Below are 21,079 nucleotides of genomic sequence, written 5' to 3'. Positions count from 1 at the left end.
TCATATTGTGTCGTTTATTTCTTTAGACGACGACGCAGTGCAAATGGTAAAGCTAGTAAGCTTAACCAAGCAAGTGAACCAGAATCATCATCTTTAGACTCTTTCTCTGCTTCATCTTCTTCAGTTACATCATCTGCTTCATCGTTAGTAATGTTGATGTATAGCAGTTGCGCTTCTGATAAGTTGCCTGCGCTATCCTGTGCACGGATCATCAGCGTAAGCTTGTCTTCTTCTTCGAAATCTAGCTCTTTAGCAACTGTGATTTCACCTGCGGCACTGATTGCAATCGCATCTGCATGCTCACCAACAATACTAAAACTTACTACAGGTGTGTAATCAGCATCGCCATCAGAGAAAACTAATTGGCCTATAACTGCGCCAATTTCACTGTTTTCTACGATTTCGAATGTTTGATCTGCTTCGATTATAGGTGCTTGTTGCTCAGGAATAGGCTCTGCAGATTGAATATCAATAATCACAGGATCGTGATCAGATGCACGATATGCATTATCTGCATAAAGGCCTGCTTGTTGTGTTGCTGACTTATACTCAAGGTTGTAGTCTAGGCTGATTGGCTCATCGGCATTGATATGCCAATCAGTCGCAGCAACAACTTTATCAAGCATAGATTCAGTTACTAGCGCGTGGTCAAGACTACCAATACGGCCAGAGAAGCTATAAGAGTAACCTAATGTATCACCGTCTAGTTCAGCAACCGCACTCTTAAGACCTTTGTCTGCAAATGCACGAATAGGATCTTCCATCGCGTAAGAGTTCATGTCACCCACTAGGATGATATCTTCATCTTCAACTTCAGTTGGGTAAGTTGCTAACCAATCTGCATAAGCATTAGCACCCGCAACACGGATTTCATTCCAACAGGCTTGACCATCGCCTAAGTCAGCATTATTACCCTCAGCGCTGCCACAGCCACCTTTAGATTTTAAGTGGGCAACTGCAACTGTGAAGATTTCTTCGCTTTCAAGAGATTGGAAGCTTTGGGCAATAGGCGGACGATTGCTGTAATCAAAAGGTTCAGCAGTTGTATGAGCTGCCTTACCGACTTCTGATACTTTATTTGAGCGATAAATTAAAGCTGTTGTGATTTGATCAGTACCAATTTTTTCAACATCAAAATCAACAAATGCGTAAGTGTTTTCTGCATCTTCGTCATTAAGTGCTGAAACTAGGCTTGCAATAGCACTGTTTTCACCGAAACCATCGTTTTCGATTTCCATTAAGCCAATGACATCAGCATTGATAGCTGTAATTGCACTGACAATTTTTGCTTGCTGACGAATAAACTCTTCTTCGCTGTCTGCACCACGGCTAGTTGGGAAACCTGCGCCTTGGCCATCACCATTGAAATAGTTTAATACGTTGAAGCTCGCTACACGAAGATCTGCATCTTCGTTAAGCTCTGGCGCATCGGTACGTGGGTTTGTTGCTGTAAACTCAGGTTGCACTGTAGGGTGAATGCGGTAACGGTTGAAACTGTAACCCATCACACCTGTAACAGTGTTTACTGTGTCACCCAAACGTAATGTGTTATAGGCATCAAGACCTGTGCCTGGGTAGGCGATTGGATCAAGGTTTTGTTTTGTTGAACCATCGTCGAGTAAGATTTGTTTTTTCAGGTTTTCAGCTTCAACAGCATTTGCTGCATCACCCGGTAGTGCAATTTGAGTACCTTGGTATAAACGCTCAGTACCTAAGTCAACCTCACCATAACGGCCAAGACCGTAGTTGTTATTGACAACTAAAGGTTGATCTATGGTTACTAACATACCTTCATAGGCTTCAAGGTCTGCAACTTCAGCAACTGGTAAAGTAACAACGGTTGGATCTGTAGATAGGCCTGTAGCACAGATTTCAACTTGGCTTACATCACCTAGCTGTGTCGCGCTGTAGTATTCAGCTACGCTACCTTTAACACGTACATGATCACCAACGTCAACATTAGTATCTGCGAAATAAACAAATACACCTTCAGAAGTAAGTGGGTTTGTATCAGCATCAGCAGCAAGTGAGCTAATAAAGAAGCCTTTGAGCTGATCATCACCTTGGAAGTCTGCGGTCACTACACCTTCAACTTCAACTTCAGTGTCAATAAGTGGGCTGTCGCCGCCTTCACCTTGAATTGCGTTGATTAATGTTTTTGTTGCTCCACACTCAAGCGGAGTAACTGGCTCTGGCTCAGGAGTTGGTTCTGTGCTTTCACCGTATTGACCAATATTGCTAAAATCATTTTGGTCGAATTGTTCCCACTCTTCGCTAGGGTTAAATGCTGATGTTGCATCAGTACGACCTGAAGTCACAGTCGTTTTGCGACGTAGTGTTTTATTGGCTGTTGTTACACCACCTTCATCCCATGCTGAACCAGGATCAACACCTAGTTGACCAAAGCTATCAACTATTTCACCGTCTTTAGTTAGGACTAGCGCGTCATCACCGTTGAAGTAAGTAATTGTTGATTCTATATCGGCTTTTGTCTTCAATTCATCAACAGAACCAGCGTTAACAATAACGTAGGTCGCATTTGCTGCAAGTGTACCTGTTAAAGCTAAGCTGTTGTTTGGATCTGCTAGGTCTCCATTACCATTTGAGTATAAAGAGATAGTGTAACCATCAAGCGATAGTTCAGCGCCAGAGTTGTTGTAAAGTTCTACCGCTTTATTGTTGGAGCTTCCTTCAACGTATTCAGAGATGATTAGGTTGGCAGAAGCAGGCGCGCTCAGGCTTGCAATAACAAGCGCGAGCGGCGTTAATTTTGTATTTATCATTATTTTTCCCGTGTATGTATTTTTAAAGTCCCAATATGGGACACAGTACTTTAAGAAAAATCTATGACAAATTAAATGCAAAATGTTAATAAAATAGGAATAATTTCCAATTTTTAGAACATTTACTTTAGATTAGTTATTTTTTAACCAAACTGCTGCTTGTTTTGCAAAATAAGTTAGGATGCCATCTGCGCCAGCACGCTTAAATGCTAATAATGACTCCATGATTATTGCTTCTTCTGCAAGCCAACCGTTATCAATGGCTGCTTTATGCATGGCATATTCACCACTGACTTGGTAAGCAAATGTTGGTACACCAAATTCATCTTTTACGCGACGTACAACATCTAAATATGGCATGCCAGGTTTCACCATAACCATGTCTGCACCTTCTTGAAGGTCAAGGGCTACTTCACGAATAGCTTCATCAGAGTTGGCAGGGTCCATTTGATAGGTCTTTTTATCGGCGCCTTTCAAGTTACCTGCAGAGCCCACTGCATCACGGAACGGACCGTAGTAGCTTGAAGCGTATTTTGCAGAGTAAGCCATAATACGAGTGTGGATATGGCCTTCGGCTTCGAGTGCTTCACGAATTGCACCAATGCGTCCATCCATCATGTCTGAAGGTGCGACTATATCGGCACCTGCTTCGGCATGTGATAGCGCTTGCTTAACTAAGATTTCAGTTGTTACATCATTAATCACGTAACCATCTTCATCAATTATGCCATCTTGGCCATGTACTGTGAACGGGTCAAGTGCAACATCAGTGATCACACCAAGCTCAGGAAACGCTTCTTTTAATGCGCGAACTGTACGCTGTGCTAATGCATCAGGGTTGTAGGCTTCTTCAGCTAGTAAAGATTTTTTATCGCTAGGTGTTACGGGGAAAAGAGCAACGGCAGGTACACCTAATTCAACGAGTTCTTTTGCTTCTTCAAGTAGTAAATCAATAGAAAGGCGCTCTACGCCTGGCATAGACTCAATAGCTTCGCGGCGGTTTTTACCTTCTAAAACAAATACAGGAAAAATAAGGTCATTAACGGTCAGTTGGTTTTCAGCCATTAGGCGACGAGAGAAGCCATCACGACGCATGCGGCGCATACGTGTATAAGGGAAAAGGTCGAGTCCTGATTGGGCCATGCTTGTATACTCCTAGTTTGGTAGAGGATAACTCACTACGCGATTTCGACCTGATTGCTTAGCATGATATAAGGCTTTGTCGGCATAGTCAGTGAATAAACTTGGGTTATTAATGTCTTCAGCAATTGCGCTGTAAACACCTGCACTCAAAGTAAATTTAATCGTTGTTCCGGCAACTATTATATCAGTCTTTTCTGCGGCTTTGCGTATTTGTTCGGCAATTTCTAATGCACCTGTCAGTGGCGTATTAGGCAACAGCACGACAAATTCTTCGCCGCCGTAGCGGGCCACTTCATCGAGCGGTCGCTTAAGGTGCTGCTTGATGACATCGGCGGCAGCTTGAATTGTTTGATCACCTGTTAAATGGCCGTAAGTGTCATTGACGGCTTTGAAGTGATCAATATCTATCATAATTATAGCCAGTGGCGTTTGTTCACGACGAGAACGGCGAATATCCATCAGCAGTTTTTTATCAAAATAGCGGCGGTTCTTGGTTTTGGTCAGCGCATCTTCCATATTGAGCTGTTCAAGCTCCCGGTTTTTTTCTTCTAGCTCGCGAAGGGTGACTTGTAACTCGAAAGTACGCTCCTCAATATTAGCCTCAAGATTTTGCCGAGCTTGCTCTTGAAGTTTTAGGCGTTCTTGCATCAGATTATCTTGTGCTTTACTTTCAGCCAGAGCTGTCTGCTGTAATGCTACTTCTGCATCACGTTGCATTATAAACAGTTTTGTAACAGCATAGCTTAGGCTTAAACTACAAATTAAAAAGAAAATAAAGATGAGTGACTGCTCATTTATATACAAGTTGTATGGATTAAAAACGGCAAATGCGCTGTGAATAATTGCTGAGCAGAACGCTAACATAGCAATAATAAATGCAATGGATGGCTGTTTATATTCGTGGTTAAACTGTTTTATAGCGATAGCAATAAAGGCAGCTAATAAAATAGGCAAGCTTAATAAGCAGAGCGAAATCGCGACATAAACAGGTAAAAACCACAATATGAAAGTAATGAAAATGACACCCCATGCGAGCCAATTTTGAATAAGGCTCAAGCGACTTTTCTCTGCACCAAAAATATGACGCTGTAAAGGTACGAATAATGCGCAGCATATAAAAAACAAGCTTGGAATCGTTAATTGTTGAAATGATGTGCCACTTGGTTGAAGGTAGCGATACCCAAAGCCATATAAGTAGGTAAGTGATAGCCATAATAACATCAGTAGAAAGCCTGTATAAGCAAAATAACTGCGTCTTGAAAAACCATAAAGTACCAAATTAGTAATCGCTAAAGATAAAATGAACCCTACTAGTAATCCGTAGAGTAAATTAAACTTACTTTTATGTTTTAGGTATTCTGAGGGCTTCCAAAGGCTTAAGGGTACTCTAAGGCCACCGTTATTTTTAACTCTCAAATAAACGATAGAATGGCTTGCTTTGGGAATTGTTAGAGATACAAGCAGTGATTCATTTTTTATTTGTCGATTTTCTAAGGGAAGAGCATCTCCAATTTTTGTGCTAAATAAAACATGGCTAGCTTGGAGGTGGAATACATCCACTTCATCAAGTAAAGGGTTATCAATTGACAAGATCAGTGGTAAGTCATGTAGTGATGTATTCTGAATCGACATTTTTAACCACAAAGGACTTAAGTTCATGCCTAAGTTAAGAGTGTTGCCATGGTTTTTTTGCCAAGGTACAGCATCACTCGTAAATGCTTGCTGTTTTGTAATAGGATCAAGCGTGTACTCAACATCAAGAGAATGCAGAGATTTAAAGTGTGGGCTAACAGTAATCGGGTTAGCCAGCAAGCAGGGAGTAAAAACAACAACGAAGAGTACGCCACACAGTGACCATAGGCGCTTCATCTTAACCCTTAGTGGTAAATAATTGCCAAAAGTTTAGTGTAGTGTGTTTTGCAACATCAGTAAATTCGCATCCTTTCAAATCAGCAATTTGCTGGCATATATAAGGAAGGTTCTGAGGCTCATTGCGGCGAGATTTCGGTCTTGGTCTGATATTTCTCGGCATCAAAAAGGGGGCATCGGTCTCAATTAACAAACGATTCAAAGGAATTGACGGTACCAAGGCCTGTAGTTGCTCACCTCTGCGCTCATCGCATACCCAGCCCGTGACACCAATATAAAGCCCCATAGCTAGGTAGTTTTGTAATGCATCTTGGTCACCAGTAAAGCAGTGCAATACACCTCGCACCTTATAGTCACTCAAAATTGCGAGCATATCTTCGCAGGCATCTCGTTCATGCAAGTACACTGGCATATCAAGCTGTTCAGCAAGCTTCAGTTGGCGTCTAAACACGCTACGCTGCACATCTCGAGGAGAAAAGTCACGATTGTAATCTAAACCACACTCACCAATGGCAACCACTTCCATGTTTTGGCTAAGAGTCATTAAGTGTTCTTCAAGGTGTTTATCTGCTGTTTTTGCATCGTGAGGATGAACTCCTGCTGTGCAATACTGATTGAACTGTTTAGCGAGTTTCAAAGAAGTTTGGCTGCTCTGAAGATCGCAGCCAATAAGCAGCATCTGTGTTACATCTGCCTCAGCGGCACGTTGTAACACAGCGTCATGAATATCATCAAATTGATGATTGCTTAAGTTGACACCAGCATCAACTAGCGAAGTGCTCATTAGTTAGTACGTTTTACACGAATCGAACGGTTTTGACCTTTAACTTTTAGGAGGAAAGAATTGAAAATACCTCGTTCAATTATGACAACATCTTGTGCTTTTAAACGTAAGCTATCAGAGCCAACTTGACGCCATTGCTGACCATTATCAAGCTCGATGATCAGTTCACCATAAGGTGCTTTTTTTACGCTTTTTACTAAGGAACTTATTTGGTCATCGTTAACTTTTGCAACTTCTTTATGCTCTAAACCAAAGTCTTCATTTTTTGTTTTTACAATTTGTTCGCTTGTTGCAGCTGCAACAGGCGCCGCGACAACAGCTGCTGTAGAGCTTGCTGCAGGTTGTTTAATTTGTTGTTTTGTTGCTGGTTTAGACAGCGATTTACCAGCCATTACGTTGTCGTAACAAAGTAAGCGATTAAAATCATTTTCAACAAAAGTACACGCTTGTAGTGCTTGTAAGTTAACTTCGTTTGCTTGAGTAGTACCAGCAATTGTTAAAAGAGCAACGAAGGGAATGAGTTGTTTTTTCATTTTATTCCTCGGATTCCTGTTGAGGCTTGGCGGTATAAAATGCAGCCAAAATTAAACCTAATTCAAATAATAACAGCATGGGTAATGCTAGTAATGTCTGTGACAGTACATCAGGAGGTGTTAAAAACATGGCAACCACAAATACACCTACCACAATATAAGGTCGTTTTTCTTTTAAACTTTTTGTTGTTGTAGCACCACTCCAGCATAACAGCATGATGGCGACGGGTATTTCAAACGCAATACCAAAAGCAAAAAACAGTTTTAAAGCAAAACTTAAATAGCTACTAATATCAGGCGCTAATGTCATCATATCAGGGCCAGCGTTAGTAAAAAACCCTAAAATGATTGGCAGCACTACAAAGTAGCAAAATGCGATACCACTATAAAATAGCAAAATACTCGAGGCCAAAATCGGCATTAGCATACGCTTTTCATGTTGATACAAGCCGGGTGCTATAAAGCTCCAAACTTGGTGCAGTATCATTGGAATAGCAGCAAATAAAGCCACAAATAGAGTGAGTTTAAACGGTGCAAAAAAGGGTGCGGTTACATCCGTTGCGATCATGGTGGCAGTGCTTGGCAAATTTGCAATAAGAGGTGCTGCAACAAAGCTATAAATATCGTTGGCAAAATAAACCAAGCCGATAAATATTAGCAAAATGCTTAACAAAGCTTTCATGAGTCGATTTCGCAACTCAATTAAGTGGCCAACAAAGCCTGTGTGAGCTTGCTCGGTCATAATTTACTATTCATCATCGTTGTTATTGACCACAAAAGCAGAGATTAAATTCACTTTTTTTCATCATTATTGTTAATTTCTGCTTTTTCAGGCGTGTCTTTCTTGTAACTGTGGGTGACTGACTGGGCAGCCTTTTGTAGTTCGTTTACAGAGTCTTGCAGATCTGGAGAGAGTTCTTGCAAATTTTGTTGCTCTGCTTTTTTTAAGTTTTCGTGAAGCTCATGGATACGGAGTTCTTCGTTCACTTCAGCTTTCACTGAGTTGGCGACTGATTTTAATGTTTTTACCCAGCGGCTCACAGTGCGAATTGCCACAGGCAAGCGCTCTGGACCTAATACAATCAGACCTACGATCAGTACGACAACAAGTTCCCACATCCCCATGTTGATTAAGCCTTATGGTCGTCTTTGCTTTTCTCTACGGTTTCTTTGCTTTGCGTGTTAGAAGATTTTTCTATCTGCTCGCTTTTTGCGTTAGTTTGGTCTTCATCAGACACTGCTTTTTTAAAGCCTTTTACAGCACTGCCTAAATCACCGCCAATGCCACGAAGTTTCTTTGTGCCAAATAACAAAACGATGATTGCTAAAATAATGATTAATTGCCAAATACTGATACCACCAAAACCCATGGGTTACTCCGTTTTTATCAAATTTTTAGAATAGACTTGTCTCGATTATACTCACCAAAACATAAATAGCACTTAGTTTATGTGCTTCGCCATGCAGCAATAAAGCCCGCTACAGCAAAGCCAGCGGTAATTGCGCTCGCAACTAAATCATGCTGTAAATAACATAAGCCTGAAACAATCAAGCAGCTACCAGCAAAGATGCTAAGTAACAAAGGTTTAGCAGATTGCGGCGCAGGCAATTGTACAGGTTGTTGTTGACGTTTTAAGTTTTGATAAATTAAATCAGGTAATTCAGGCATTTTTTCTGCCCAAAATGGCAAGTTCGCATACATTTTTTTCATTACTGCAAGCGGACCAACTTGTTCTTTGACCCAATCTTCTAGGAAAGGTTTAGCAGTTTTCCATAGATCAAGCTGCGGATACAGTTGTCTGCCAAGGCCTTCAACATACAACAGCGTCTTTTGCAGTAACACTAATTGCGGTTGAACTTGCATATTAAAGCGACGAGCCGTATTAAACAGGTTGACTAACACATGGCCAAAAGAGATTTCAGCTAATGGTTTATTAAAAATTGGCTCACACACAGTACGAATAGCAAACTCAAACTCTTCGATGCTGGTATCGGCTGGTACCCAGCCAGAATCAACGTGTAGTTGCGCTACTTGGCGATAATCACGATTGAAAAAGGCAATAAAGTTTTCTGCTAAATAGCGTTTATCTTCGCGATTAAGGGTGCCTACAATGCCACAGTCAATACCTATATATTTTGGGTTATGTGGGTTTTCACGAGAAACAAAAATATTACCCGGGTGCATATCTGCATGGAAGAAACTGTCACGGAATACTTGCGTGAAAAAGACTTCTACTCCGCGTTCGGCTAGTAGCTGCATATTGGTATTTTGCGCAAGCAATGCTTCAGTATCTGATACAGGAATTCCGTAAATACGCTCCATTACCAATACATTACTACGACTGTAATCACTGTATACAAAAGGGATGTAAAGTGAATTTGAGTCTTCAAAGTTACGACGTAGCTGTATTGCATTCGCCCCTTCTCGCATTAAGTCGAGTTCATCCAACAAGGTTTTTTTGTACTCGTTTACGACTTCAATAGGACGTAAACGTTTAGCCTCTTTTAATAACTTTGCAACTAATCGAGCGACTTTTTGCATCAGCATTAAGTCAGCATCAATTTGCTCTTTTATATTGGGGCGTATGACTTTAATTACCACATCTTGAGCTGCGCCATGCTCATCAATTAAGGTAGCAGTATGGACTTGTGCGATCGAGGCTGATGCTAAAGGTGTTTGCGAAAAGTCACTGAACAATTCACTAATATCATTAATACCCAGCGCTTTTTCGATAAGCTGCTGGGCAAGTTCACCTTCAAAAGGTTCAACCTGATCTTGTAGTAGTGCAAGCTCTAATGCGACATCATGAGGGAGTAAGTCACGGCGTGTTGAAAGCATTTGGCCAAACTTGATCCATACCGGGCCAAGTTCTTGTAGAGCAAGTCGCAAGCGCATACCTGCAGGTTTATCTTTATGTTGGTTGCGTAACCAAAATAAGCTTCCGCGTCCGAGCTTTGCAAACCAAGGCACTCTTTTACGCGGAATTAATTCGTCTAAGCCGTAGCTCAGAAGGGTTTTTGTGATGTAATAAAGACGAGCAGACGACACACAAGTTCCTTAGCGCATTAGCGTGACTGTAACAGCGCGTTAATTCGCATCTCTAATTGAGATACTTGGCTTTTTAATTGGCGATTTTGCTGTTTAAACTCAGCAAGCTCAAGAGGGTGTATGGTCACTGCTAACTCATCTTGGCAAAGTGTTGTTAAGGTATTTTCTAACTTACTCTTTGTTTGTGAACCACGACGTTTTAAGGTTTGTAAAGAGAGCCACAACTGTTGTGCTGGGGCATCGCCAATGTATCGAGAAAAGTGCTCTGGCCAGTCAATATCAAGCTCTGCAAAAGCATTGCTAAAGCCTTGTGCAAGATTTAAATCGCCTTGCAAGTCGAGCTTATCTTGGCGAATGAGTTGCGTTAGCATTGACGGATCTTTAAGCGCCAACAAGGTATTGATATCAGCGCTGATCATGCAGTCAAAATTGCGCTCTTGCGTACTGTATAAATGAATTTGCTCGTCGCTGTATACGCACAAAATTGACTGTTGCCAATCACGTATCTCAACCAACAGCTGTTTATCAGCAATTGCTGCAAGTTTGCCTTTTAACTGAGGGTCTAACTGCAGCAGTTGATTAATGATTCGTTCGACGAGTGATAACAGAGCGTTTGCTAACATCGCGTTACCTACTTAATTAATAGAGTTTTTAGTATTTAAAACCACGATGGAGGGCAACAATACCGCCAGTAAGATTTTGATAATTAGTTTGTTCAAAACCTGCATCTTCCATCATGCTTTTTAACGTTTCTTGATCTGGATGCATTCGGATAGATTCCGCAAGGTATTGATAAGACTCGCCATCATTCGCTACTAGCTCACCCATTTTAGGTAAGATATTAAATGAATAGAAGTCATAGGCTTTGCTCAGTATTTCTTGTTCCGGTTTAGAGAATTCAAGTACTAATAAGCGACCGCCAGGCTTCAGAATACGATACATTGAGCGTAGTGCTTTATCTTTATCGGTAACGTTACGAAGACCAAATGCGATAGTGATCAAGTCAAAGCTGTTATCAGGAAATGGCAATGCTTCTGCATTCATTTGTACATATTCAATATTGCCAACACGACCAAGGTTACGAAGTTTCTCGCGGCCAACTTTCAGCATTGAAGAGTTAATATCGCCTAAGATAACCTGACCCGTTTCACCAACTAATTGACTAAATTTAGCGGTTAAATCACCAGTACCGCCCGCAAGGTCTAATACATAGTGACCTTTACGAACACCTGAACTTGCAATAGTTTGGCGTTTCCATAAACGATGAATACCGAACGACATAAGATCATTCATTACGTCATACTTTGCAGCGACTGAGTGGAATACATCTGCAACCATTGATGCTTTGTCGTTTTCAGCAACGGTTTTATAGCCAAAATGCGTGGTCTTTTCTTGATTCTCGTTCATGATTAATCTCTATCGTGGCAATAAAGACTAGTGTACTTGATTGTGGCTGTGGGGTGCAATTTGATTATAACTAAATCATCAGATTAGCGTGGCTTTTCATGACTTAGCGCAGTGTTAAACTTTATTGACCGGCAATAAAACTACTTTGTCCAAGCGACTTGGCTTTAGCAGCTGCTAAAGAAGCTTTACGGGCTAAACTATTAAAGTCACCATCGCCTTCATGTTTCGCGATACCAAGGGCTAGGGTGATAGCAGGTAATTTGGTGCCATTTTTTGAGCTTACAAAGCGTAGTTTTTCGACGCCATTTCGTACTTTTTCAGCTATTAAGTTGGCAGTTTCAGGCTCTATGTCAGCAAGTAAGATGGTAAATTCATCTTTACTTGTACGCCCTGGCAAACCACTTTCTTGTACGTATTTTTGCACTTGCTTTGCGACTTTATTTAAAATGACCTCACCAATGACATCACCATAGTTTTCAATAAAATGGTTCAGGTTCTCAATGTGGATAGAGATAGCACAAACCGCTTTATTTTGGCCGACCCAGAGTTGGGTTTGTTGATTTAAGTAATGGCGCTTGTATAAGCCAGTTTGTTGGTCGGTAATGTGTTGCTTGCGTAATTGAGTGAGCTGTTTTTGGGTTTTTTCTTGTATTGATTTGGCTTTTGCTATTTCTTGCTTAAATTGGCGATGCTGGTTGAGCAGTACTTCAGATTGCTTACTGAGCATTTTTAATGCGTGACGCGTTTGTTCAATATTGTTTTCATCGATTGAATGCACACAGTCACTAACTTGATCAGCAAAGCGCACAATATTTTGCTCGTTATTGCTAGCATTACGCGAAAGGGTGTTAATGACTGAGTCAACGTTGCGAACAATGGCGGTTTTCATTTTATGGCCTTGTTCTATAAAATCGAAATACAGCTGTTCTACATAGACACAATCAATGGCTTTTCTTTGTGCAATGGCGCGGTCAATTGTGGCATTAAGCTTGGGGTTAGATTGGCTGACGTAGGTGTAAACAACTTGGTAGTTAAGTGGTGACGGCGGTAATGCATGGTGTTCTAAAAAGATACATACCTTTGTCATTTTTTCTTGAGCAATAGCCATGGGATCATGGAACATCATTTTTCAATACCACTAAATACGCATATCAACCAATTAATCATCTCTTCCGTAAAGTGTATTTGCTTCCAAGCATAAATACTGAGTCTACAGTAATCTGTAATCAGCCTATTTAAAAGCAAAATCGCTAATTTTGGAACTTAAATTTGTTCTGTTTGTGTCTATTAGCTGATTTTCTCAACAACTTTAACAAGTGTAATTAAAAATTGCTTAAAGCTTGCACATTGATGCTTCCCCAGTGATGCTAATTTGAGCGCATTTAAACTGAGCTTGGTCGCATTTGCTTGGGTTTTAGTCAGTGCTGCGCTACTTTAGCAATACTGATTAAAACTAAAAAGAATGCTATGAAACAAACACTGTCGCGAACTTTAAACCGTTCTGTTATTGCGGTTGCTTTAGCTTGTACTTTAAGCGCTTGCCAGGTAACAAATATTGATGCTGATCAGCAATTTACTCAAGTAGCCGAAAATATTGTTAATTACCGTCAAAGTATCAGTCCATATGGTAAAGAAAATGGCGTAGATGGTTATTTATTAGAAAACCTATCAGCAGAGTTTCTAGAGCAAAAATATAAGAAAAATACAGCGTTACTCGCCGATTTAGATGCTATAGACCGTGATAAATTATCTGAAGAAAACCGCATCAACCTAACTATTTTACGTGGTCAAGTGCAAAATAGTGTCGATGAATATGTGTTTAACACGCATTATATGCCACTAACGTCTGAGTATGGGTTTCATTCTAGCTTATCATTTATGATTTCAAGCTCTGACTACACAAAAGAACAAGATTACCAACTATATCTTGCTAAATTACAGCAAATTCCTCGCTATTTTTCGCAAAATATTGGTTGGATGCGCAAGGGTCTTGAGGTGGGGCTGACTCAACCTAAGGCTGTTTTAGAAGGGTATCAAGACTCAATTACTGCGTATATTGTTGATGATGCAACAGAGTCAGAATTCTACAAACCATTTTTAAAAAATACCGCAGGTATTAGTGACAGCGAATTTGCAGCATTGCAAAAGCAAGCGCAAACTATCATTAAAGAGCAGGTTATTCCGGCTTATCAAGGTTACTTAACTTTCTTTAATAATGAATATCAGCCAGGTGCACGAACAGACATTGGTATTTCTAGTACGCCAAACGGTAAAGCGTTTTACGAAAACCGTGCTAAATACTATACCACCACAGATATGACGCCAAAAGAAATCCACGAGCTGGGTTTACAAGAAGTGGCACGCATTCGTGCCGAAATGGAAAAAATTATTAAGAAAGTAGGTTTTGAAGGCTCATTTGCTGATTTTGTCCACTTTTTACGTACTGATCCGCAATTTTACGCAAAAACACCAAAAGAACTGCTAAAAGAAGCCTCTTACATCGCTAAGAAAATGGATGCTCAATTACCTAAGTTATTCCACACCTTACCAAGAATGCCTTATGGTGTTGCGCCAGTGCCAGCGAGTATTGCGCCTAAATATACAACTGGCCGTTACTCAGGTTCTCGTCGCGATGACCAAGCGGGTTATTATTGGGTTAATACCTATGCGTTAGACAAGCGTCCATTGTATGTTCTTGAAGCATTAACTTTGCACGAAGCTGTTCCGGGGCACCACTTGCAAATCTCACTTAATGCGGAACTTGAGTCACTGCCAAGTTATCGCCGTAATGCTTATTTATCGGCATTTGGTGAGGGTTGGGGCTTATATTCAGAGTTTTTAGGTATCGAAGCGGGTTTTTATCAAGACCCATACAGTGACTTTGGTCGTTTGACCTATGAAATGTGGCGTGCAGCTCGTTTAGTGGTTGATACAGGTATGCATATGTATGGCTGGAGCCGCGAGCGTGCGATGAAGTTTATGAGCGAAAATACCGCGCTTTCATTGCATAATGTGAAGACCGAAACCGACCGTTATATTTCATGGCCTGCACAAGCTTTGTCATACAAAATTGGTGAGTTAACAATTAAACGTTTACGCCACGAAGCTGAGCAAGCGCTTGGTCAAGATTTTGATATTCGCGAATTTCATCATCAAATATTACGTCATGGCTCAGTGCCAATGTCAGTACTTGAAGAGCAAATTCAACTTTATATTAAAGCTGAGTTAGCCAAACGAGCAGCATAGCGGCATAAAAGAAACGAAAAGGCGTGATTTAAATCACGCCTTTTTTGTTTATTGCACCTAATATAAACAACTTATATGATTTGATAGATGTCATTTCACAAAGGGGCCTTGGATGAGTGATTTTATAATTTTTAGTATCGATGTATTTGCCAGTTTATTTATTTTTGCATTAGGCATCGTTTTGCTAGTGATTGTGTGTTTTTACATTAGTGATGTAACGCAATCTAAACATGCTATTCGCCGTAACTACCCAGTGATTGGCCGCTTTCGTTACTTTTTTGAACGCCAGGGGGAATTTTTCCGTCAGTACTTCTTTGCTATGGATAGAGAAGAATTACCCTTTAACCGTGCAGAGCGGAGTTGGGTGTATCGTGCTGCGAAGAATGTTGACCGTACGACGGCCTTTGGTTCAACTCAGAGTCTTGAAGCGACAGGAACCGTAATGTTTATGAATTGCGCGTTTCCTACCTTAGATGAAGAGGCGCTCGATCCTAGTGAAGTCACTTTAGGACCTTATTGTCCTAAACCCTATACCACAAATGCATTATTTAATATTTCAGGCATGAGCTTTGGTGCACTATCTAAGCCGGCTGTTCGAGCACTATCTCGAGGTGCTAAATTAGCTGGCTGTTGGATGAACACAGGTGAAGGCGGGCTAAGCTCTTATCATCTTGAAGGTGGTGCTGATATCGTGTTTCAGATCGGCACGGCAAAATATGGTGTACGAGATGAGCACGGTAAATTAAGCACCGAAAAACTCAAAGCAATTGCTGATCACGAACAAGTTAAAATGTTCGAAATTAAAATGAGCCAAGGCGCAAAACCCGGTAAGGGAGGTATGTTGCCGGGACGTAAAGTGACTGCAGAAATCGCAAAAATTCGGGGGATTCCTGAAGGGCAAGACTCAATTAGTCCAAATGGTCATCCTGAGATTAAATCACCAGCTGACCTACTTGATATGGTCGCCATGGTGCGCAATACCACGGGCAAACCCACAGGTTTCAAAGCGGTGATTGGTGAATACACTTGGCTCGAAACCTTATTCAGTGAAATTAATAACCGTGGCATTGAATCAGCCCCAGATTTTATCACAATAGATAGTGCCGATGGTGGTACGGGCGCTGCCCCTCAGCCTTTGATGGATTCTGTGGGGTTGCCCCTGCGAGAAAGCTTACCTTTGGTTGTTGATTTATTGAAGAAACATGGGCTTAGAGAGCGAGTGAAAGTGATTGCCTCGGGTAAGTTGATTGTACCATCTAAAGTTGCTTGGGCATTGGCATTGGGCGCTGACTTTATTGTTTCAGCTCGTGGTCACATGTTTTCGCTTGGTTGTATTCAAGCATTGCAATGTAATAAAGATACCTGCCCAACCGGCATTACTACGCATAATGAACGCTTACAACGAGGCTTGGATGTAACAGACAAAGCCCAGCGTGTTGCTAACTATAATAAGTACATTCATTACGGCGCAGGGCTTATAGCCCATTCGTGTGGCGTATCAAGTGCCAGAGAGCTGGCTCGTCAGCATGTGCGGGTGGTACAAGAAAATGGCTTATCAGAACCGCTCGATAAAATGTATGAGCACTACAATAAATAATCTAGTTGGGTTGAATAATTAAAAGGCGCATTGAGCGCCTTTTTAAATTTTTGACTATTAGTTTAATAAACTGATTAACAAAGAAAAGAACTCGTCTTTATTATTACAGCTTGTGGCATTGAGCATCAGTTGCTCGCCGAGTACAAGTGTTTGTTGTTGTACTGCTAAACGCGCTTGTTCATCTTCAATTCCATCGATATCAGCAACATGGGCTAAACCAATAGTACGGCGAATAAGTTCAGCGCCACAGTAGCCAATCGCATCTCGCAGTACTTGTTGTAAGTAATCTTCGCTAAAAGCGCGATTTGCAAAGCTAATATCAGTTGCTTCGTTACTTGCCAGGTTTAGCCAATGTTGTTCAAATTGGCTATAACAGTCTTGTAAGCAAGTTAATAAATGGGTTTGATACTGACGGCGTTTTGCTTGTTCTGTGATACGGGCGTTTTGGGCGCAGTAATTTAGTAACAAATTACCCATAAATGAGCCGATATCAAAACCAACAGGACCAAAAAAGCCGAACTCTGGATCGATCATTTTGGTGGTATTGCTATCAACAAAAATACTGCCGCTATGCATATCACCATGTAATAAAGTTTGTGGGCAAGATAAGAATTTAGCTTTTAATTTTGCTGCTGCTAGTTTTAAAGCATCATTATTACGAATACTTTCGACGTGCTCATTAAGCTCAGCTGGGAAATTATTGCGCTCATGCTCAATGTACGGATCAGTAAAGAATAAGTCTTCTGTGATCTTACATAAATCAGGATTAATAAATTGACTGACTTTGGCTTTTTTATCTTCAGCAGATAAGTAAAAGTCTGAGTTATAAAAGCCTGTTCGGCTTAAATAGAGCGCAACATGACTTGCCAATAATGGAAATTGCTCTGCGTTGATTTGTGCGCCACGTAAAATTTGTAACTCACCTAAATCTTCTAATACAGTTAAAGCCAGTTCTACATTATGATGCAATATCGCCACTGTATGCTCTGGACATAACTGACCATGATTAATCAATACTTCGGCTTCAATGCGTGCGCGGTCCAAAGATAACGGCCATGACTCACCTACACAACGGGCGTAAGGAAGTGCTTGTTTTAAAATTACACTATTGTTGTGCTGATCAGCAACACGAAAAACTAAGTTTAAGTTTCCGTCGCCAAATTCGTATGCACTAAGCTTTGCATCATTAGTGAATACTGAAATTAGCTTACTTTCAATAAGTTCTTTAATGTAATCAACAGCATGCTCTGCAGTGAAGGCAGTATATTTAGCCATTTCTTAATCTCGTAATACAATTAACTTTAAGCATTCTATACCTGTAACCGTTTAGATGTCCATACATCTAACTTGTTAGTTCTCAAAACTGATGTAAAATAACGACTCATCTAAATTAGTTATCTGGATTTTGTATGCAAGATCTCATCGCGAGCAGTATTAAATATCAGCAAGGTACGCTAACCGTGCTTGATCAGTATTTGTTGCCACATCAACAGCATTGGCATGTATGTAACGATGTTGAAACGATGAAAGATTTGATTCTGACTTTGAAAATCCGGGGCGCACCTTTAATCGGCTTAGGTGCTAGCTTATTGGTTGCACATTTAGCTGAGCAGGGCATGAGTCAATCAGCACTTTCTACTGCCATTGATGAACTTGAAGCAACCCGCCCAACAGCGGTAAACCTTATGCACTGTATGGCCAAGTTACGTGCAGCGCTTGCAGAGACGAATTATGTTGCTGCTGTTGTCTCTACAGCTGAGCAGTTATTTAAAGAAGATATTGCCCTTTGCGATAGTATGGCTGAACGTGGTGCTGCCTTGGTTGATAAAGGCGACAACATTTTAACCCATTGTAATACAGGTGCGTTAGCGACTGCGGGTGTTGGCACTGCAATAGGCGTTATTTATAAAGCGCAGCAACGCTATGGTGATATTCATGTTTGGGTTGATGAAACACGACCGTTACTGCAAGGCGGTCGTTTAACTGCTTTTGAGCTCGAGCGTTGGCAAATTCCTTACACCTTGATTTGCGATAACATGGCGGCCAGTTTAATGGCTGCGGGCAAAGTCGATAAGATATTTGTGGGCGCAGATCGTATTGCTGCAAACGGAGATTTTGCCAATAAGGTAGGCACTTATAACCTCGCTGTGTTAGCGCATTTCCATAACATTCCATTTTATGTTGTAGCGCCACTCACGACACTTGATACGCAAACGATATGTGGTAATGACATTGAAATTGAGCAGCGCAGTGTAAATGAAGTGCGCGGTGTTAGTGGTAGTTTTGGTGAAGCAATGTGGGCACCGACTAATGCACAGGTTTATAACCCAGCGTTTGATGTAACACCTGCTAACTTAGTAACAGGTTGGGTGCTCGATAGCGGTGTTTATAACCAAGCAGATATCGAGCAAGGTATTTTAAAGCAGTTAAAATAGCGGATTTATTCAGCGCTTTTTTCTGTGTAAAGCTCAATGCTGTTTTGACTGTTTGCTGTTAAGAATGAAATTGCGAGCTTGTCATTACTTGCATTGAGCTGGCTAATAAAGTGCAAAGGCTGCATTTGCAGAGCTAATTCGACATCCTGCAGGTTTGCTAATTTAATGCTATATACTTCAGTTTCCGTGGCAATATACAAGCTGTGTTGGTTGCTTGTCATTGAGATAATTGAAGGCTTCAGCTCGGTTAACTTATCTGGCGTTGTTAGTTCACTGTAAGTATTGCTGTCACTATCTAAAAGCAGGTATTTTTCATATTTAGAATGCACTATTAGCTGAGTTTCGTCATACCAAGCAATTGCCAAAGGGGTGTCGATGGTACTTTTGACAACTTCATCGCTGTTAGTATGCAAAATCATTATTTGGTTTTGCAGGCTACTAAGCTCGGTATAAATAACGGCAATCTTATTACCTCTGACAGCTGCCAGTTTAGTGTTCCCTGGTAGTGTCCAATGCTTAATTTCTGAAAAATCATTCGCATTTAGTAGCGTTAATTGCTGATTGGTTTTATTAAAGCTAACAAGCTTACTACTGCTACTACTTGCAGCAATAATCGCAGTATCTTCACCAAGTTTATCGGTTATATCGATATATTGGTTGTCTTTTCGAAGCCAGTGTTGGCGTTTGTAGTATTCAAAATCCGCGAAATACACATCATTATTAGTTAATGCAACTAAGTCATCCTCATGCTTATTTGCAGTCGCAATATAGCTCATTTGTTTTGATTTTAAGTCAAATAAAGCTGCATCACTGTCGTGTATATCTGTGCTAATTAGCACGCTATGTTTATTAAGAGGGTAAGCGTAATTAGCTCGTTTTACAGGGGCTTTAATAGGTTGCCCGCGGCTCATGGTATCAAACGAAAATGATTCAATCGTCAATTTACCGCGGTTATACCAAACAAGAGAGTTGCTTTGCTCATCGTAAGTCGCAGCCCAAGAGCGGTAATTGTTAGTTGTTAATAGCTTTAGTGAGCTGCCGTCTAAATTAGCCATGTAAATTTCTGCTTGGGCAACATTATGGCGTTCAAAAATAATGCGGCTAGGGTTTTGAATCGTCGTTAATATAAAGTCACCCGTGCCTGTAATATTAGGTGAGGTAATGCGAATCTCTTCACCTGTTTTTAAATCTTGTGCATACAAAGCATATAGGTGAGTTAAACCACGGTAATTATTACGCCTTGTAATTGCCACATTGCCGACTTCCATGTATTGGCTTGGGGTGCGGCTTAGTACAGATTGATTTGTTCGAGGCTTTATTAGTGCCTCGTTAGATAGCAGGTTACTCGCTTGCCAAGTAATACAATCGTTGTAATCATCCCCTTCACATGAACCATAAAATAAGCGTTCACCGTCTTCAGACCAACCTTGTAAAAATAGCTCCCCTGATGCAATCTGGTACTCTCGTTTAGTTGTTAAGTCGACAACATAAAGGAGTTTCTTATCATTTTGCAGTATGTAAGCCAGTTTCGTTTTGTCTTGGTTTAGCAATAACCGATAGTGCGTGCCTTTATGCCAAGTAATGGTTTCGGCTTGAAGATCTAAAAATGGTGCTTGCTCTTGGGCTTCGACATTGGCTTGGGGCTGTTGTATATACAACCAGGTAGCAGCAATCAATAAACTTAATACTAAGGCAACAAAAGGCCATGGCCAGCGTGAAGTATGATCTTTTTGTGGACTAATGTTGGCTGTATTAACTAGAGTCTCAGCGTCTTTATCTACTGTTATTACATTTTCTGTTTTTAGCTGTTCTGTACTCACAGCGTGATCAAGAGACTTAACTTCAATAAATAAACTGTAACCTTTGCGGTAATGGGTTTTAATGGTTTGCCCAGGTTGCTTTTCTGACTTGAGTACTTTTCTTAGCTCTGAGATTGCACGGTTGATGGCATTGTCATCAACAAAGCTTTGTTGCCAAATGTTCTCAACTAATTCTTGGCGAGTAATAATGCGATCATTATGGGTAATGAAAAAGCATAATAGTTTATAAAGTAAAGGTTCTAGTTCGCGCGTATGAGTGCCATCGCTGATGGTTTGCTGCTGTGTGTTAAATTGCCACTCACCCACATAAATAACAGTATCGCGTAAGGGTGAAAATGCCGACCCCATGTTTAGTCCTTTAACTAATAATTAGTAATGATCTTGATGAGGGAGAATAATAACAGCTTTTGTTC

General features: G+C 40.8%; 17 protein-coding genes. 3 read left to right on the top strand and 14 right to left on the bottom strand.

Annotated features, from left to right (window positions below; all coding sequences use genetic code 11):
• Positions 1 to 14: 14 nt before the first annotated feature.
• From HCZ11_RS09005 to HCZ11_RS08950, 12 genes are all read right to left on the bottom strand, one after another.
• Positions 15 to 2,783 carry an ExeM/NucH family extracellular endonuclease gene (locus HCZ11_RS09005; RefSeq protein WP_130050242.1) on the bottom strand — a complete coding sequence of 923 codons (2,769 nt, stop codon included), beginning with the start codon at positions 2,781 to 2,783 and terminating at the stop codon, positions 15 to 17.
• A 132-nt stretch (positions 2,784 to 2,915) separates the two neighbouring features.
• Positions 2,916 to 3,926, bottom strand: a complete 1,011-nt coding sequence (hemB, locus tag HCZ11_RS09000; protein WP_130050243.1) for a porphobilinogen synthase — start codon at positions 3,924 to 3,926, stop codon at positions 2,916 to 2,918.
• 12 nt (positions 3,927 to 3,938) lie between these two features.
• On the bottom strand, positions 3,939 to 5,795 hold the full coding sequence (locus tag HCZ11_RS08995; RefSeq protein WP_130050244.1) for a diguanylate cyclase: 1,857 nt from the start codon (positions 5,793 to 5,795) through the stop codon (positions 3,939 to 3,941).
• Position 5,796: 1 nt separating this feature from the next.
• Positions 5,797 to 6,579 carry a TatD family hydrolase gene (locus HCZ11_RS08990; protein WP_130050245.1) on the bottom strand — a complete coding sequence of 261 codons (783 nt, stop codon included), beginning with the start codon at positions 6,577 to 6,579 and terminating at the stop codon, positions 5,797 to 5,799.
• Positions 6,579 to 7,112 (bottom strand): hypothetical protein, encoded by a 534-nt coding sequence (locus HCZ11_RS08985; RefSeq protein WP_130050246.1) that lies wholly within the window; start codon positions 7,110 to 7,112, stop codon positions 6,579 to 6,581. Before HCZ11_RS08985 ends, HCZ11_RS08990 begins: the two co-directional genes overlap by 1 nt.
• Before the next feature lies 1 nt (position 7,113).
• Positions 7,114 to 7,854 (bottom strand): twin-arginine translocase subunit TatC, encoded by a 741-nt coding sequence (tatC, locus tag HCZ11_RS08980; RefSeq protein WP_130050247.1) that lies wholly within the window; start codon positions 7,852 to 7,854, stop codon positions 7,114 to 7,116.
• 50 nt (positions 7,855 to 7,904) lie between these two features.
• Complete coding sequence (tatB, locus tag HCZ11_RS08975) at positions 7,905 to 8,237, bottom strand: Sec-independent protein translocase protein TatB (protein WP_130050248.1); 333 nt, start codon at positions 8,235 to 8,237, stop codon at positions 7,905 to 7,907.
• Positions 8,238 to 8,242: 5 nt separating this feature from the next.
• Positions 8,243 to 8,482 carry a Sec-independent protein translocase subunit TatA gene (gene tatA / locus HCZ11_RS08970; RefSeq protein ID WP_130050249.1) on the bottom strand — a complete coding sequence of 80 codons (240 nt, stop codon included), beginning with the start codon at positions 8,480 to 8,482 and terminating at the stop codon, positions 8,243 to 8,245.
• A gap of 77 nt (positions 8,483 to 8,559) precedes the next feature.
• On the bottom strand, positions 8,560 to 10,161 hold the full coding sequence (ubiB, locus tag HCZ11_RS08965; RefSeq protein WP_130050250.1) for a ubiquinone biosynthesis regulatory protein kinase UbiB: 1,602 nt from the start codon (positions 10,159 to 10,161) through the stop codon (positions 8,560 to 8,562).
• A 17-nt stretch (positions 10,162 to 10,178) separates the two neighbouring features.
• Positions 10,179 to 10,784 (bottom strand): SCP2 domain-containing protein, encoded by a 606-nt coding sequence (locus HCZ11_RS08960; protein WP_130050251.1) that lies wholly within the window; start codon positions 10,782 to 10,784, stop codon positions 10,179 to 10,181.
• Positions 10,785 to 10,812: 28 nt separating this feature from the next.
• The gene (gene ubiE, locus HCZ11_RS08955; RefSeq protein WP_130050252.1) at positions 10,813 to 11,568 is read right to left on the bottom strand and encodes a bifunctional demethylmenaquinone methyltransferase/2-methoxy-6-polyprenyl-1,4-benzoquinol methylase UbiE; all 756 of its coding nucleotides are present in this window, start codon (positions 11,566 to 11,568) and stop codon (positions 10,813 to 10,815) included.
• Between the two features lie 121 nt (positions 11,569 to 11,689).
• Positions 11,690 to 12,676 carry a GGDEF domain-containing protein gene (locus tag HCZ11_RS08950; protein ID WP_130052227.1) on the bottom strand — a complete coding sequence of 329 codons (987 nt, stop codon included), beginning with the start codon at positions 12,674 to 12,676 and terminating at the stop codon, positions 11,690 to 11,692.
• A gap of 359 nt (positions 12,677 to 13,035) precedes the next feature.
• Here HCZ11_RS08950 and HCZ11_RS08945 point away from each other — a divergent pair, with 359 nt between their 5' ends.
• Both HCZ11_RS08945 and HCZ11_RS08940 read left to right on the top strand, forming a co-directional pair.
• Positions 13,036 to 14,814: a DUF885 family protein gene (locus HCZ11_RS08945; protein ID WP_130050253.1), complete on the top strand. Its 1,779-nt coding sequence runs from the start codon at positions 13,036 to 13,038 to the stop codon at positions 14,812 to 14,814.
• A gap of 112 nt (positions 14,815 to 14,926) precedes the next feature.
• Positions 14,927 to 16,411, top strand: coding sequence for an FMN-binding glutamate synthase family protein (locus HCZ11_RS08940; protein WP_130050254.1), 1,485 nt, complete (start codon positions 14,927 to 14,929; stop codon positions 16,409 to 16,411).
• Positions 16,412 to 16,468: 57 nt separating this feature from the next.
• On the opposite strand, the gene mtnK is transcribed toward HCZ11_RS08940, so the two are convergent.
• The gene (gene mtnK, locus HCZ11_RS08935) at positions 16,469 to 17,686 is read right to left on the bottom strand and encodes an S-methyl-5-thioribose kinase (RefSeq protein WP_167658246.1); all 1,218 of its coding nucleotides are present in this window, start codon (positions 17,684 to 17,686) and stop codon (positions 16,469 to 16,471) included.
• A gap of 134 nt (positions 17,687 to 17,820) precedes the next feature.
• On the opposite strand from mtnK, the gene mtnA reads away from it, so the two are divergent.
• A complete protein-coding gene (gene mtnA, locus HCZ11_RS08930) occupies positions 17,821 to 18,846 on the top strand; it encodes an S-methyl-5-thioribose-1-phosphate isomerase (protein ID WP_167658245.1) in 1,026 nt (341 codons plus the stop codon).
• Positions 18,847 to 18,851: 5 nt separating this feature from the next.
• Here mtnA and HCZ11_RS08925 read toward each other — a convergent pair whose 3' ends face one another.
• Positions 18,852 to 21,014 carry a winged helix-turn-helix domain-containing protein gene (locus tag HCZ11_RS08925; protein WP_167658244.1) on the bottom strand — a complete coding sequence of 721 codons (2,163 nt, stop codon included), beginning with the start codon at positions 21,012 to 21,014 and terminating at the stop codon, positions 18,852 to 18,854.
• Positions 21,015 to 21,079: the final 65 nt, after the last annotated feature.

Origin of the sequence: Pseudoalteromonas sp. HF66, assembly GCF_011806445.1 — a bacterium.
Lineage (GTDB): Bacteria > Pseudomonadota > Gammaproteobacteria > Enterobacterales > Alteromonadaceae > Pseudoalteromonas > Pseudoalteromonas apostichopi.
This window is presented reverse-complemented; position numbering and strand designations above follow the sequence as displayed.

Coding starts and splice junctions, on each gene's coding strand:
- HCZ11_RS09005 (WP_130050242.1), bottom strand. CDS start 2,783: ATGATAAATACAAAATTAACGCCGCTCGCGCTTGTTATTGCAAGCCTG.
- mtnK (WP_167658246.1), bottom strand. CDS start 17,686: ATGGCTAAATATACTGCCTTCACTGCAGAGCATGCTGTTGATTACATT.
- HCZ11_RS08960 (WP_130050251.1), bottom strand. CDS start 10,784: ATGTTAGCAAACGCTCTGTTATCACTCGTCGAACGAATCATTAATCAA.
- tatB (WP_130050248.1), bottom strand. CDS start 8,237: ATGGGGATGTGGGAACTTGTTGTCGTACTGATCGTAGGTCTGATTGTA.
- HCZ11_RS08925 (WP_167658244.1), bottom strand. CDS start 21,014: ATGGGGTCGGCATTTTCACCCTTACGCGATACTGTTATTTATGTGGGT.
- tatC (WP_130050247.1), bottom strand. CDS start 7,854: ATGACCGAGCAAGCTCACACAGGCTTTGTTGGCCACTTAATTGAGTTG.
- HCZ11_RS08985 (WP_130050246.1), bottom strand. CDS start 7,112: ATGAAAAAACAACTCATTCCCTTCGTTGCTCTTTTAACAATTGCTGGT.
- ubiE (WP_130050252.1), bottom strand. CDS start 11,568: ATGAACGAGAATCAAGAAAAGACCACGCATTTTGGCTATAAAACCGTT.
- hemB (WP_130050243.1), bottom strand. CDS start 3,926: ATGGCCCAATCAGGACTCGACCTTTTCCCTTATACACGTATGCGCCGC.
- HCZ11_RS08995 (WP_130050244.1), bottom strand. CDS start 5,795: ATGAAGCGCCTATGGTCACTGTGTGGCGTACTCTTCGTTGTTGTTTTT.
- mtnA (WP_167658245.1), top strand. CDS start 17,821: ATGCAAGATCTCATCGCGAGCAGTATTAAATATCAGCAAGGTACGCTA.
- HCZ11_RS08940 (WP_130050254.1), top strand. CDS start 14,927: ATGAGTGATTTTATAATTTTTAGTATCGATGTATTTGCCAGTTTATTT.
- HCZ11_RS08945 (WP_130050253.1), top strand. CDS start 13,036: ATGAAACAAACACTGTCGCGAACTTTAAACCGTTCTGTTATTGCGGTT.
- HCZ11_RS08990 (WP_130050245.1), bottom strand. CDS start 6,579: ATGAGCACTTCGCTAGTTGATGCTGGTGTCAACTTAAGCAATCATCAA.
- HCZ11_RS08950 (WP_130052227.1), bottom strand. CDS start 12,676: ATGGCTATTGCTCAAGAAAAAATGACAAAGGTATGTATCTTTTTAGAA.
- tatA (WP_130050249.1), bottom strand. CDS start 8,482: ATGGGTTTTGGTGGTATCAGTATTTGGCAATTAATCATTATTTTAGCA.